Source organism: Thermomonospora cellulosilytica, from assembly GCF_014138835.1.
Lineage (GTDB): Bacteria > Actinomycetota > Actinomycetes > Streptosporangiales > Streptosporangiaceae > Thermomonospora > Thermomonospora amylolytica.
The window spans coordinates 5,362,829-5,376,947 of sequence record NZ_JACJII010000001.1; the positions used below are offsets into that span (position 1 = coordinate 5,362,829).

A 14,119-nucleotide genomic window follows, 5' to 3' on the forward strand; every position below is an offset into this window, starting at 1 on the left:
CCGGACGCCCGGGCGGATTCAACGGGTCGTTGCAACACAGATGGTCAACTGGCGGTTGCCAGTAGCTTAGCGAGACGCTGGGCTGGGGTTTCCCAGCCCAGCGTTTTGCGTGGTCGGCTGTTGAGACGGGCGGCGATCGCGGCGAGGTGTTCGGGGGTGTGGACCGACAGGTCGGTGCCCTTGGGGAAGTACTGGCGGAGCAGCCCGTTGGTGTTCTCGTTGGAGCCTCGTTGCCAGGGCGAGTGCGGGTCGCAGAAGTAGACGGGCAGGTTGGTGGCGAGGCTGAACTGCTGGTGATCGGCCATCTCGGCGCCTTGGTCCCAGGTGAGGGACCGTCTCAGCTCGGCGGGCAGCGTGCGCATGGTGGTGGTGAGGGCGGCGGCGACGGTCTGGGCGTCCCGGCTGCCGGGCAGCGGGACGAGCAGGACGTAGCGGCTGGCGCGCTCGACCAGGGTGCCGATCTGGGACTGGTTGCCCGCCCCGATGATCAGGTCGCCTTCCCAGTGGCCGGGGACCGCACGGTCGTCGGCCTCGGCCGGCCGCTTTGAGATCATCACCATTGGGCCGGTGAAGCGAGGTTGGCGCTGGTCGGGACGCCGGTGGGGTTTGCGGACGGTCCGCCCCGTCCGCAACGCCCTGGTGAGTTCGCGGCGTAGTTCGCCGCGGCCCTGGACGTAGAGAGCCTGGTAGATCGTCTCGTGGGACACGTGCATCTCCGGGCGGTCGGGGTGGGCCAGCTTCAGCAGGTTGCTGATCTGCTCGGGGCTCCATTCCCGCTCAAGCCCGGCCCGCACCGCTTGCTTGAGCTCCGGGTTGGCCGCGATCTTCCCTTGTTTCGGGCGGGGCCTGCGGGCGTCGGCACGGGCCTGGGCGGCATGCGGCCGGTAGTCGCCGCTGCCGGGGTGACGGTTGCGTTTGATCTCCCGGCTGATCGTCGAGGCCGGTCGGCCCAGCTCAACGGCGATCTGCCGGATCGAGATCTTCTCCCGCCGCCGGTCGGCGATCACGATCCGCTCGTCCTCGCTCAAGTACCTGCCCGAACACGAAGGCGGCTCCACCGGCACGTTCGCCGGTGGAGCCGCCTTGTTCTTCCCGGACGCTCTGCGTCCGTTCCGCCAGCGCCTGCCGGTCTTCGGGTTCACCCCGACGATCCGGCACGCGGCCTCGTTGCCGTGGCCCTGCCGCATGAGCTCGAAGTATGCCGCCCGCTCAGCGGCCAGCTTCACCGGCCCCTGCGGCGACCGAACCCCACGGATCTCGAAGTCCAACACAACCCCCCAAGAACTGAGGTGTTGCATCGACCCCTAGAACCCAAGCCGGCGGGCCTTCGTCCGTTCCGGCGGGTCAGATCAGCAGCCAGATCACCAGCAGGACGACCGAGGCGAACGCCCAGAGCAGGGCGTTCAGGGACAGGTCGTGGCAGCGGTAGGCGGCGCCGACCAGGCGGCGCACCTCGCGGCGCAGCAGCCGTTCGGGCAGCGCGGTGTCCGACCCGGTGGGCAGCCACGGCACCCCGGGGTGGAGGGGGGCGCCGATGCGGGCGCGGATCTCCCCGAGCGTGCGCAGGATGGTCAGCCGGGTGCGGACGGCGTACGACGCCGAGGTCAGCGACGTGGCGACGAGGGCGAGCAGGACGGGCAGGCCGAGCGGTTCGACGGGTCCGGCCAGCAGCCGGACCAGGACGCCGGCCAGGACCAGCGTCAGGATCCCCCCGGCGATCGCGGCGTCCTGCCCGCCGGCGCGCAGCAGGTCGGCGGGCGATCCCGGGCGCGGTTCCCCCGCGGCGGGTTTCGGTCTGGTGAGCAACACACCACCTCCCACCCTCCCAGCAGACACCGAGGGACCTGCGGATTTGGTGATCGGTGCCGCAAACCGGGGGTGCCGCGGGGCACACGCGGGCGGAACGGGCGGCGCCCCGCCCCTGTGGCACGGCGTGCGGATGCGCCAGGATGGCGCCATGAGCTACAGCGGAGATGTCCAGGTCGGCGGGCCGCCCGCGGTGCGGGAGCTGCCCGGGCTCACCGTCACCAAGGTGGCGGTCGGGCCGTACGACAACAACGCCTACCTGCTGCGCTGCACCGCCACCGGGGAGCAGTTGCTGATCGACGCGGCCAACGAGCCGGAACGGCTGCTGGAGCTGATCGGCGACGGGCCGCTGGGCCGGGTCGTGACCACCCACCGCCACCAGGACCACTGGGAGGCGCTGAGCCCGGTGGTCAAGGCGACGGGCGCGCCGGTGACGGCGCATCCGCTGGACGCCGCCAGCCTGCCGGAGCCGGTGACCGAGCCGGTGGAGCACGGGGACCGGATCCGGGTCGGGCAGGCCGAACTGGAGGTGGTCCACCTGCGCGGGCACACCCCGGGGTCGATCGCGCTGCTGTACGACGCGGGCGGGCGGCTGGCCGACTCCCCGCACCTGTTCACCGGGGACAGCCTGTTCCCCGGCGGGGTGGGCAACACCTGGGGCGACCCGGACCTGTTCCGCCAGTTGCTGTCGGACGTGGAGGAGCGGGTCTTCGACCGGCTGCCGGACGCGACGTGGTTCTATCCCGGTCACGGCAAGGACTCCACGCTGGGCAGGGAGCGCCCGAGCCTGCCGGAGTGGCGCGAACGGGGCTGGTGACGCCGGCCCGCTCCCGGGCGGGGGCGGGCCATGGTCACCGCCCTGGCCGGGATCGCCGTGCTGAACGCCGTCGACGCGCGGCTGGTCCGGCGCGCCTGGCGGGCCTGCCGCACGGCGGGCCTGCCGCTGGTCCCGTACGCGGCGTGGACGGCGTTCGCCACCGCCCTCAACGACGCGATCGTGCCCCGCAACCCCTGATCCGCCGATGACGGGAGGGCGATTCCGCGCACCGAGCGCATATGGTGGATGATCCCCCTCCCCCAAGGAGTGCCGCCCATCCCCGAGCGCGATGACGTGCCCCTGCTGGCCGCGGAACCGGTCGCCGAGTCCGCCGGTCCTGGGCTGCGTTTCCCCGGACGGTCGCTGGTGCTGGTGGCGGGGCTGCCCGGCGCCGGCAAGAGCACCCTGCTGGCACGGCTGTACGGGATGCGCGGGGACGAGTCCGAGCCGGTGCGGGCCGGGCGGGTGCACGTGATCGACTCCCGGCAGGCCCGCAACTGGTGGGCGCGCCGGCTGCGCCCGCTGCCGCCGCGGGCGCAGATCCCGTTCATCTACACCACCCACGTGCTGCGGATCGTGCGGGCGCTGACGGCCGGGCACCCGGTGGTCGCGCACACCCGGGGCACCTGGGCGCACCTGCTGTACGGGCTGGCCTGGCTGGCCCGCCGCCACGACACGAGCCTGCACCTGGTGCTGATCGACGTGCCGCCGGAGGTCGCGCGGGCCGGGCAGGTGGCCCGCGGGCGGGTGCTCACCACCGTGGCGTTCGCCCGGCACTGCCGCCGCTGGGACCGGCTGGTGGCGCGGGCTCGGGCCGGGGCGGTGCCGCCGGCGGACACGGTGACCGTGCTGGACCGGGCCGCCGCCGACAAGCTCCCCGGGATCGACTTCGGCCCGCAGGGCTGACCGCCATCGGCGAGATCGCGCCGGAACGTGGCCCGGCGGGACGGGAACGGGCATTCTGGTCCGGATGCCGTTCGTCGGAGGGATGGCCGGGCGTGGACAACGGAAGGCGGCGGGGCCTGCGGGCCGTGGCCGCGATGGCGGCGGGATGCGCGGTGCTGGCCGGGTGCGGGATCCCCTCGGAGGCGTCCTCGGTGGCGTCGGTGCCGCCGCCGGTCGCTCCCCCGCCGCCCGTGGCGTCCACGCTCCCCGCGCCGACGCCCTCGCCGACCACGCCCGCTCCGACGATCGGGGCGCGGGCGACGGTCACGACCACCCCCAAGAAGCTGTCCAAGGGCTGGCGGGTCACCGTCTACTACACGGCGGTCGAGTCGTTCCATGACGGGCCGCGCAAGCGGGTGAAGGGCTGCCTGGTGTCGGGGTGCCAGGAGCCGGAGCAGGACCTGGGCTCCTACCCGGAGTCGTTCGTCAAGGCGGTGCAGACCGAGGGCGCCGGGCGGATCACCAGCGGCCCGCACGCCGGGAAGTATCTGGCCTGGTCGCGGCGGGTCGGTCATTTCTGGCTGGACGACATCGCCCGGGACGCCGTCAACAAGCCGCTGCGCCCGTGGGTGACGGCCGCCGCCGACCGGACGGTGCTGGAACGGGGCTCGCGCTTCGTCATCGCCGAATGCGGCACCGGTCACGCGGGCCGGCCGATCCCCGCCGAGGTGTGCGAGCGGTTCCGGCAGGCGTACTGGGAGGTGGTGGACGTGTTCGCGCCGGGGTACGGCGGCGAGCACCACGCCGACGTCTACATCGGCGAGGAGACGGGGCCGGACTTCACCCGGTCGCCGTTCTACACGACGCTCGACGGCGCGGTCCTCGGTCTCTACTGACCGGATACAAAAAGGACATAACTCGCGAATTGGACGCCACCCCGATAACGGTGTGGAGAACGTGACAGGTAAGGCCGCGCGGGGCCGGTGCGGAGCGATAGTCTCCGACAGATCAACTCCGGTTCATTGCTCGCGGATTACTTGGGAGCGCACGCCACATGACCGCCGCCAACCGCGTCCAGGCCATCGTACGCTGGGTAGCCGTGGCCCTCATGGCCATCGCGGTGCTGACCGCCACGGCGAGCGGCTTCGCCCAGTCCTACGCCGGCCTCTACCACTGGGCCCTGGACCACGGCCTCACCGGCTGGAAGGCGCAGTCCTTCCCGCTGCTGGTCGACCTGTTCATCATCGTCGGCGAACTCGGGCTGTTCCTGCTGGCGATCGACGCCTACGTGATCCACCGCCGCAACATGCTGAGCTGGCTGGACTTCGTCCTGCCGCTGTCCATCGCGATGGCGGGCTGGACGGCGAGCCTGATCTTCAACGTGGGGCACGTCGGCCGGTCGGAGTTCTCCTACCAGGCCACCGCGGCGGTGCCGCCGATCGTGTCCATGCTGGGCCTGTTCGTGCTGCTGCGGACGCTGCACCGGTACGTCTCCCAGAAGGAGGACGAGGCCGGGCGGCAGCCCAGGCCGCTGGGCGGCGGCGAGGCGCCGCGCGCCCTCAACGCGCCGGTGACCCTGCAGCAGATCACCTTCATGCCGATGCGGGTGACCGGCCCCATCCCGCAGGTCGGGGCCGGCCGCACGGACAAGGCCATCGAGTCCGGCACGACCGCCGGGCGCGCCGCGCAGGCTACCGCCGAGGCCGACCCCGCGCCCGCCGCCGCCGAGGCGCCCGCCGCCCGGGCGGCCGAGCCCGCGCCCGCCCCGGCGCCCAAGCCCGGGCGCTCACCCCGGCACGCCGCGCCCGAGCCCGCCCCCGAACTGGCCGTGGTCGGCGCCGCCGCCCGGGCCAGCGTCAACGGGCACGGGGAGATCGACGCCAACGCGCTCAAGCAGCCGGCCCTGACCCCCGAGCCGGACGCCCCCGCGGTCAACCCGGAGAACCTGCGCAACGCGGCGATGACCGCGCTGGAGCAGCACGAGGGCGACCTGGCCGCCACCCTGGAGGCGGTGCGCGCCGAGGGCTACACCACCAGCGAGGACGAGATCCGGCGGATCCGGGACAACCACTGGTTCCCGTACGCGGTGTACCGGCTGCTGGCCAAGCACAAGGGCGACGGCGCGCTGGTGCGGCAGGAGCTGACCGAGCGCGGCATCGAGTTCGACTCGGCGACGCTGGAGGCGCTGGTGCGCTCCTGGCGCGCCTGACCCGCCGCCCGCCGCAGGGCCTCCTCAACCCCTGAGGGTGAGGAGGCCTTCGTGTTCCACGGCCTCCAGCGACAGGGTCTTGTAGCCGACCTCGTCGAACAGCACGGTGATCCGGTCGGGCTCGCGCCGCATCACCACCCCCTCGCCCCATTCGGCGTGGACGACCCCGGCGTGCAGCCGGAACGGCCCCTCCCCCGGGTCCTCCTCCTCGGCGCCGTCGCCCGCCAGGTCCACGTCGCAGTTGCCGCAGGCCTGCTCGTACGGCTCGCCGAAGTACTCCAGCAGGAAGCGGCGACGGCAGCCGGTGTGCTCGGCGTAGGCGCGCATCATCTCCAGCCGGGACCGGTCGATGCGACGGCGTCCCTCGTCCAGCTCGACGGCGGCGGCGACGGCCCGCTCCGGATCGGGCCCGCCGGAGGCGTAGCGGACCGCGCCCTTCCCGGTGACGTCGAGCGCCCCGGCCTGCGCCAGCAGGTTGACCGCCTTGGTGAGCCGTGCCGCGCTGATGTCCAGGGTCTTTTGCAGCTCGCCGCGCTCGACCGTCCCGCCGTGGGCGTGCACCAGCACGGCGACCCGGCCCAGGATCTCCTCGTCGGCCCGGCCGCCGGTGAAGAACCGCCGCAGCCCCAGGTCCTCCGGCCGGTAGAACAGCACGGCCGCCGCCGGATCCCCGTCCCGCCCGGCCCGGCCGATCTCCTGGTAGTAGGCGTCCGGCGATTCGGGCGGGGCGGCGTGCAGCACGTACCGCACGTCCGGCTTGTCGATCCCCATCCCGAACGCCGAGGTCGCCACCACCACGTCGACCTCGTCGTCGCGGAACAGCCCGTGCACGCGGCGCCGCTCGGCCGCCCTCATCGCCCCGTGATAGGGCTCGGCGCGCCGGCCCGCCTCCCGCAGCCGCTCGGCGTACCAGGCCGCGTCCCTGCGCGTCGCGACGTAGATCAGGCCGAGGCCCTTGCGGCCGGCGGCGTCGGCGATGATCGCCTGGCGTTTGTCCTCGTCGTCCAGGAACCGGCGGACCTCCAGCCACAGGTTGGGCCGGTCGAAGCCGCGCACGATCTGGCGGGCGTCGCGCAGCCCGAGCGCCCGGACGATGTCGTCGCGGACCGGCGGTGCGGCCGTCGCGGTCAGCGCCGCCACCGGCGGGTGGCCGAGCCGTTCGATGGCCCGTCCCAGCCCCAGGTAGTCGGGGCGGAAGTCGTAGCCCCAGGAGGAGACGCAGTGCGCCTCGTCCACGGCGATCAGCGAGGGCCGCGCGGCCGCCAGCCGGTCGAGCACCTCGGGCTTGGCCAGCTGCTCCGGGGACAGGAACACGTATTCGGCGTCCCCGGAGGCCGCCCTGTCCAGCGACTCGGCCCGTTCGGCCTCCGGCTGCGTCGAGTTCACCGCGACCGCCCCGCCGGCCGCCACGTCGCGCAGCCCGGCGACCTGGTCGCGCTGCAGGGCGATCAGCGGGGACACCACCACGGTCGGGCCGGGCAGCAGCTGGCCGGGCACCTGGTAGACGGCCGACTTGCCGCTGCCGGTCGGCGACACCAGCAGCACGTCGTGCCCGTCCAGCAGTTCCTGCATGGCCTCCCGCTGGCCGGGGCGCAGCCGGTCCCACCCGAAGGTCTCCTCGGCGACCTCCCTGAGCCGCCTCCTGCGGGTGCGTTCGTCCACGGCCCCCACGTTCCCGCGGGGGCCGCGGTTACTCAGACCGGGCGGGACAGGATGCGGTCGCGGGCCTCGGCGTAGCGTTCGCGGATCGCGGGGACGGGCTCGGCCTCGTGGTGCGCGACGCCCGGCCGTTCCCAGCGGGGCGGCTCGGGCGCGCCGGACAGCGCCCAGGCGGCCTGGACGGCGGCGCCCTCGGCGACGTACTCCCCGGCGGGCGGGACGACGACCGGGCGGCCCAGCACCGAGGGCGCGATGCGGCGGACCGCCTCCGACCGGGACGCGCCGCCGATCAGCAGCACCCGGTCCACCCGCGCGCCCTGGGCCACCAGCGCGTCCAGCCCGTCGGCCAGCCCGCACAGCATCCCCTCCACGGCGGCCCGCGCCAGGTGCGCCGGGGTCGAGGTGGACAGCCGCAGCCCGTGCAGGGAGCCGGTGGCGTCCGGCCGGTCGGGGGTGCGTTCGCCCTCCAGGTAGGGCACCAGCACCAGGCCGTCCGCTCCGGGCGGGGCGGACAGGGCCAGCCGGGACAGCTCGGCGTGGTCCACGCCCAGCATCCGGGCCGCCGCGTCCAGCACCCGGGCGGCGTTCAGGGTGCACACCAGCGGCAGGTAGCGGCCGGTGGCGTCGGCGAACCCGGCGACCGCGCCGGTGGCGTCGGCGGCGGGCTCGGCCGACACCGCGAACACGGTGCCGGAGGTGCCCAGCGAGACCGCCACGTCGCCTTCGCCCAGACCCAGGCCCAGGGCGGCGGCCATGTTGTCACCGGTGCCCGCCGACACCGCGACGCCCTCGGCGGTGCGCCCGGCGATCTCCGCCGGTCCGAGGACCTCCGGCAGCGCGGGATCCCGGCCGAACGCCATCCGCAGCAGGTCGGGCCGGTAGGCGTTCTCGGCGGGCGACCAGTAGCCGGTCCCGGACGCGTCCCCCCGGTCGGTGACCAGCCGGCCGGTGAGCCGCCAGGTCAGGTAGTCGTGCGGGAGGCAGACCGTGGCGGTGCGGGCGGCGGCGTCCGGCTCGTGGTCGGCGAGCCAGCGCAGCTTGGTGACGGTGAACGAGGCGACCGGCACCGAGCCGGTGGCCTTCGCCCACGCCTGCGGCCCGCCGAGCTCGGCGGTCAGTTCCCGCGCCGCGCCCGCCGAGCGGGTGTCGTTCCACAACAGCGCCGGGCGGATCACCCGGCCGTCCTCGTCCAGGCAGACCATGCCGTGCTGCTGCCCGGCCACACCGAGGGCGGCCACCCCGTCCAGGCCGCCCGCCTCGGCGATCGCCGCCTGCAGCGCCGCCCACCAGTCGGCGGGGTCGGCCTCGGTGCCGTCCGGGTGGGGGGCGCGGCCGGACCGGACGATCCGGCCGCTGTCGGCGTCGGCGATCACGACCTTGCACGACTGGGTCGAGGAGTCGACCCCGGCGACCAGGGCCATCGTCAGCGGGCCCCGAGCAGGTGCTCGACGGCGAGCTGGTCCAGCCGGGCGTAGTGGTAGCCGCGGCGGCCGGCCTCGTCCGGGTCGAAGTCGTCCTTGGCCAGGTCCTCGTAGGTCTCGCCGGGCGCCAGCGTGGGCTCGGCCAGCTCGTTCACCCGGGAGGCGGCCAGCGCCTCCTGCACCTCGGGGTCGGCGCGGAACGCCGCGGCGCGCTCCTTGAGGATCAGGTAGGTGCGCATGTTGGCCGCCGCCGACTCCCACACCCCGTCGATGTCCTCGGTGCGGGTGGGCTTGTAGTCGAAGTGGCGGGGACCGTCGTAGCCGCCGTTCTCCAGCAGGTCGACCAGGAAGAAGGCGCTCTTGACGTCGCCGTGCCCGAACACCAGGTCCTGGTCGTACTTGATGCCGTGCTGGCCGTTGAGGTCGATGTGGAACAGCTTGCCGTGCCACAGCGCCTGCGCCACCCCGTGCACGAAGTTCAGCCCGGCCATCTGCTCGTGCCCGACCTCGGGGTTCAGGCCGACCATCTCGGGGTGCTCCAGCTCGCCGATGAACGCGATCGCGTGCCCGATGGTCGGCAGCAGGATGTCGCCGCGCGGCTCGTTCGGCTTGGGCTCCAGCGCGAACCGGATGTCGTAGCCCTTGTCGCGGACGTAGCCGCACAGGATGTCCAGGGCCTCCTTGTAGCGGTCCAGCGCGGCCCGCACGTCCTTGGCGGCGTCGGTCTCCGCGCCCTCCCGGCCGCCCCAGCACACATAGGTGCGGGCGCCCAGCTCGGCGGCCAGGTCCAGGTTCCGCATCACCTTGCGCAGCGCGTACCGGCGCACGTCGCGGTCGTTGGAGGTGAACGCGCCGTCCTTGAACACCGGGTGGGTGAACAGGTTGGTGGTGGCCATCGGCACCACCAACCCGGTGTCCTCCAGCGCCTTACGGAACGCGGCCACCGCCTTGTCCCGGTCCGGCTCGGTGGCCAGCAGGTCGTCGTCGTGGAACGTCACGCCCCAGGCGCCCAGCTCGGCCAGCCGGTGCACCGACTCCACCGGGTCCAGCGCGGGGCGGGTGGCGTCCCCGAACGGGTCGCGGGCCTGCCAGCCCACGGTCCACAGCCCGAAGCTGAACCGGTCATTCTTGGTCGGCTCGAACATCGCCCCTCCCCAGGCCCGAAAACTTTCGAAGCGCTTCGACAGCGCGCTCGGCCCTGACGCTAGGGCGTCGTCACGAACGTGTCAACGGTCACCGCACGATGATCGCGACGGCATTGTAGGAGGTCGTCGGCGTGGGCGGAGTGGTGAACCGCGCGTTCGGCAGGTACAGCCTCCCCTTGAACGCCGCCGCCGTGGTCGGCACGTCGAACCGGGGGTCGCCGATCCGCCGCACGACCGTTCCGGCGGTGCCGGCGTCGTTCAGCCTGACCTCCGCGACCACGTTGAGCCGGTTCTGCACGGCGTACAGGGTGCGGCCCTTGAGCAGCAGCCCGTCGCCGAACTGCAGGCTCTCCCCGCCCAGGTCCACCACGCCCGCCCGCCCGGTCCGCGGGTCGACGCGCAGCAGCCGCCCCTGGTTGCTCTGCACGACCAGCAGGTTCCGGCCGTCCGGGGTGGGCACGATGCCGTTGGCGTTGATGCCCTCGCCGTACTCGACGCCCGTGATCTCCAGCCGCCGCGCGGCGGCGGGCAGCGCCCCGTCCCGTCCCAGCGGCAGCTTGTAGAGGACCTTGTTGGTCGAGTCGGTGAACCAGGCCGCGTCGCGGTGCAGGACCACGTCGTTGACGAACGAGGCGCCCTCGGCCAGCCGGTAGGAGGCCAGCACCCGGCCGGTGCGGGTGTCCACCACGCGGGCGTCCCCGCCGCTGCCGCCCGCGACGAACAGGCGGCCCCGGCGGTCGACCTTCATGCCGAGCGAGGGGGTGCCCGGACCCTGGCTGAACACGGCGCCCTTGCCGGTGCGCAGGTCGACGCGGTAGATGTCGCCGTCCACCCGCGACCCGAAGTAGGCGACGGGGGCGCGTCCGATGGCGATGCCCTCGGGCTGGAATCCGTCCGGCAGCGGGAAGGCGGCCGGGAACGCCGGTCCCTCCCGCCGTTCCTGCGCCTGGACGCCCGGCCCGGCGCCCACCAGGGCCCCGAGCGACACCAGCGAAACGACGGCGGTTCTCCAGTGACGTCTCATGCGGTCGTCCTTTCCGTTCTCACTCTAGTCCGGTGCGACGGGACCATTTCAACGGCACGCGACGAAAGCGATTCACGGTAGGCGCGCCGGCATAAAGACGAACGAAAAGGCCCCGTCCCGCACGGCGGCGGGACGGGGCCGAAATCGTCACTTCAGCGAGAACGCGCTGATCCTCATGTCGCCGTCGAACACCAGGTACACGTCCTGCCGCCCGGTCGCTCCGGTGAGCGCGGCGGTCGTGGTGGTGTAGGCGTACACGTCGCCGGTGGACGCCACCTTGGCGGTGCCCACGAGGCGTCCGGTGGGCGAGCCGATCCGGATCTGGATCGAGCCCTCCGCACCGGCGTTGGCGACCTTGGCGGTGAACGTCCGCGGCCCGTTGCCGAGCGCCGCGTCGGCGAACTTGATCCAGTCGCCGGAGGAGCCCCCGACGGCATCGCCGCGCGTCTTGGACTCGTCGACCAGTTCGACGCCCTCGTAGTCGTCGAAGTCGATCGCCCGGGTCCGGCGGCTCAGGTCGCGCGGCGGGATCTTCTCGCCGTTCACCGTGAGGGCGGCGCGCCCGCGGATGTCGGCCGAGGACGCGCCGACCATCAGGTCGTGGACGGCGCTCTCGACCACCCACTTGTTGCGGGTGACGTCCCAGTGCGCCAGGTCGGCGGCCTTGAAGGTGAGCCGGACCGTGGTCTTCTGCCCCGGCCCGAGGCTGATCTTCCGGAACGCCCGCAGCTGCCGGAGCGGCTGCTTGTTCCGCGAGGTGCGCTGGCGGGTGTAGAGCTGGACGACCTCCTGCCCGGCGACCTTGCCGGTGTTGGTGACGTCCACGCTCACGGTGACGGTGTCGCGGCCGGACACCGACCGGTCGCTGACGACCGGCCTGCCGTACTCGAAGGTCGCGTACGACAGCCCGTGCCCGAACGGGTAGAGCGGGGTGCCCTTGTAGTACAGGTAGGTGCGGTCCCGCTTGATGATGTCGTAGTCGAGAATGCTGGGCAGGTCGTCCTCGGAGCGGTACCAGGTCTGCGGCAGCCGCCCGGACGGGTCGGCGTCCCCGAACAGCACGGCGGCCAGCGCATTGCCGGTCTCGGCCCCCGCGTGCGAGGTCCACAGGATCGCCGGGACGTTCTCCTGCTCCCAGTTCAGCGTGGTCGGGTAGCTGTTCTCCACGATCACGACGGTGTTGGGGTTGGCCTCGCGGACCGCCCTGATCAGCTCCGACTGGCCCTCGGCGAGCGCCATCGTGGTGCGGTCGTGGTCCTCGCGGCCGTTGATGAACGGCATGCTGCCGACCACCACGACCGCCGCGTCGGCGCCCCTGACCGCGTTCACCGCGCTGTCGACGCCGCTGGAGATCACCTCCTTGGCGAACGTGGAGGCGTTCTCCTTCCTGGCCAGTTCCAGCACGCCGCCGTCGCCGACCTTCAGGTAGGTGGTGGCGGGGTCGGCCCAGTCGTAGGCCTTCTCGTATCCGGCGTAGCGCAGCAGGACCCGGCCGTCACCGGCGTCCTCCAGCGTGAACATCTGCTGCACGAACCAGCCGTTGGGCTGCTCCTGGTCGTTGACCACGGTGGAGCCCCAGTTGTACCGGCCGACCGTCTTGCCGTTGGCCACGCTGCGCAGCGTCACCACGCCCTGGCCCCAGTCGAACACGTCGAACTGGGCGGTGGGGCCGGCCTCGTCGCCGGCGGCCTTGAGGGCGTCGCCGTCGGCGTCCGCGCCGGCGACCACGTACTTGCCGGACGCGACGTCCTTGAGGGCGATGCGGTCCACGCCCTCGGTGCCGGTGACGGTGCCCTTGCCGCCGAGCCGGGCGCGGATGCCGTCCAGCGGGGTGACCTTGTAGGGCAGGCCGCCGGAGTACCAGTCGGTGTAGAGGGTCTGCGACAGCGGCCCGACGACCGCGACCTTGCCGGTCTTGGCGGCGTCCAGGGGCAGGGCGCCGTCGTTCTTGAGCAGCACGGTGCCCTCGACGGCCGCCCGGCGGGCCAGGGCGCGGTGCGCGGGGGCGTTGATCACGTCCTTGGTGATCCTGCCGTAGGGGCCGCCGTCGGGGTCGAACTCGCCGAGCCGGGTGCGGATGGCGAGGATGTGGCCGACCGCCCGGTCGATGTCGGCCTCGGTGAGCAGCTTCTGCTCCAGGGCCTGCTTGACCGCGGCGATGGTCTTGGCCGAGTTGGTGTCGTCGACGGTGAAGCTGTCCAGCCCGGCCTTGATGATGGCGGCGCTGGCCTCGGCCTGGGTGGCGTAGTACTTCTGCGACCCGGTGAGGTTGTTGGGGCCGCCGGCGTCGGTGACGTTGAACAGGGTCTTGTCGGTCCACTTTCGCACCACGTCGTTGTGGTCGAAGTGCGCGGTCATCGGGCGGCCGTTGACCAGGTTGTAGGCCGACATGACGCCGGTGGCGGCGTCGGCGCTGATGGCCGCCTTGAACGCGGGCTCGTCGTACTCGTGCTTGACCCGCGGCGGCAGGTTGGAGGAGGTGGTGTCGCGGCGGATCTCGTTGTTGTTGGCCATGTAGTGCTTGAGCACCGGCGCGGCCCGCAGGTACTGGGAGTGGTCGCCCTGGATGCCGTGCCCGTAGGCGGTGGACAGCATGCCGGTGAGCAGGGCGTCCTCGGAGTAGCCCTCCTCGTTGCGGCCCCAGCGCGGGTCGCGCAGCAGGTTGACGACGGGGGCCCACAGCTGCAGTCCCCACACGTCGGAGTCGACGGCGTTGTAGCCGCGCGCCTCGGTGCCGACGACGGTGCCGACCTGCTCGAGCAGGGCCGGGTTCCAGGTGGAGCCCAGGCCGACCGACTGCGGGAACACCGTGCCCTGGGCGGTGCGCACGGCCCCGTTCGCGTTGCGGTCGGTGGACCAGGCGATGCCGTGCAGCGCCTCGGTGCCGGTCTTGAACGGCTTGATGCCCAGCCGCGGGATGCCCGGCTGGTACTGGTGCAGCATGGCGATCTTCTCGTCCAGCGTGAGCCGGCCGAGCAGGTCGTCGACCCTGGCCTGCAGCGGCAGGGCCGGGTTCTGGAAGGGATGGGTCGTCTGGCGGGCCAGGGCGGGCGGGGCGGTCAGCCCGACGGTCAGCGAGGCGGCCAGCGCGGCCGCGAGCACGGTCCGGCGGGTGGGATGGGGTGGTGCTGAAGACATGGAGGTCTCCGGGGC

The 14,119-nt window shown here is 73.0% G+C and carries 12 protein-coding genes; 5 read left to right on the top strand and 7 right to left on the bottom strand.

The window, feature by feature from the left end; translation table 11 throughout:
- Positions 1 to 44: 44 nt before the first annotated feature.
- Both HNR21_RS25345 and HNR21_RS25350 read right to left on the bottom strand, forming a co-directional pair.
- Positions 45 to 1,298 (bottom strand): IS30 family transposase, encoded by a 1,254-nt coding sequence (locus HNR21_RS25345; protein WP_220500154.1) that lies wholly within the window; start codon positions 1,296 to 1,298, stop codon positions 45 to 47.
- 46 nt (positions 1,299 to 1,344) lie between these two features.
- Positions 1,345 to 1,806 (bottom strand): hypothetical protein, encoded by a 462-nt coding sequence (locus HNR21_RS25350; RefSeq protein ID WP_182707177.1) that lies wholly within the window; start codon positions 1,804 to 1,806, stop codon positions 1,345 to 1,347.
- A gap of 151 nt (positions 1,807 to 1,957) precedes the next feature.
- Here HNR21_RS25350 and HNR21_RS25355 point away from each other — a divergent pair, with 151 nt between their 5' ends.
- From HNR21_RS25355 to HNR21_RS25375, 5 genes are all read left to right on the top strand, one after another.
- Positions 1,958 to 2,623: an MBL fold metallo-hydrolase gene (locus tag HNR21_RS25355; protein WP_119730722.1), complete on the top strand. Its 666-nt coding sequence runs from the start codon at positions 1,958 to 1,960 to the stop codon at positions 2,621 to 2,623.
- Positions 2,624 to 2,653: 30 nt separating this feature from the next.
- Entirely contained in the window at positions 2,654 to 2,821 is a 168-nt protein-coding gene (locus HNR21_RS25360; RefSeq protein ID WP_182707178.1) for a tryptophan-rich sensory protein, read from the top strand.
- A 48-nt stretch (positions 2,822 to 2,869) separates the two neighbouring features.
- A complete protein-coding gene (locus tag HNR21_RS25365; RefSeq protein ID WP_182707179.1) occupies positions 2,870 to 3,529 on the top strand; it encodes an AAA family ATPase in 660 nt (219 codons plus the stop codon).
- 92 nt (positions 3,530 to 3,621) lie between these two features.
- Positions 3,622 to 4,404, top strand: a complete 783-nt coding sequence (locus tag HNR21_RS25370; protein ID WP_312881258.1) for a hypothetical protein — start codon at positions 3,622 to 3,624, stop codon at positions 4,402 to 4,404.
- Positions 4,405 to 4,562: 158 nt separating this feature from the next.
- A complete protein-coding gene (locus HNR21_RS25375) occupies positions 4,563 to 5,717 on the top strand; it encodes a DUF2637 domain-containing protein (protein ID WP_220500293.1) in 1,155 nt (384 codons plus the stop codon).
- Positions 5,718 to 5,741: 24 nt separating this feature from the next.
- Here HNR21_RS25375 and HNR21_RS25380 read toward each other — a convergent pair whose 3' ends face one another.
- The 5 genes from HNR21_RS25380 to HNR21_RS25400 form a co-directional block, all read right to left on the bottom strand.
- Positions 5,742 to 7,379: a RecQ family ATP-dependent DNA helicase gene (locus tag HNR21_RS25380; protein ID WP_182707181.1), complete on the bottom strand. Its 1,638-nt coding sequence runs from the start codon at positions 7,377 to 7,379 to the stop codon at positions 5,742 to 5,744.
- Between the two features lie 32 nt (positions 7,380 to 7,411).
- Complete coding sequence (gene xylB / locus HNR21_RS25385) at positions 7,412 to 8,797, bottom strand: xylulokinase (protein WP_182707182.1); 1,386 nt, start codon at positions 8,795 to 8,797, stop codon at positions 7,412 to 7,414.
- 2 nt (positions 8,798 to 8,799) lie between these two features.
- Entirely contained in the window at positions 8,800 to 9,942 is a 1,143-nt protein-coding gene (gene xylA / locus HNR21_RS25390; RefSeq protein WP_182707183.1) for a xylose isomerase, read from the bottom strand.
- Positions 9,943 to 10,030: 88 nt separating this feature from the next.
- A complete protein-coding gene (locus HNR21_RS25395; RefSeq protein WP_182707184.1) occupies positions 10,031 to 10,966 on the bottom strand; it encodes an SMP-30/gluconolactonase/LRE family protein in 936 nt (311 codons plus the stop codon).
- A gap of 147 nt (positions 10,967 to 11,113) precedes the next feature.
- Entirely contained in the window at positions 11,114 to 14,104 is a 2,991-nt protein-coding gene (locus HNR21_RS25400) for a glycoside hydrolase family 3 protein (RefSeq protein WP_182707185.1), read from the bottom strand.
- Between the last annotated feature and the right edge of the window lie 15 nt (positions 14,105 to 14,119).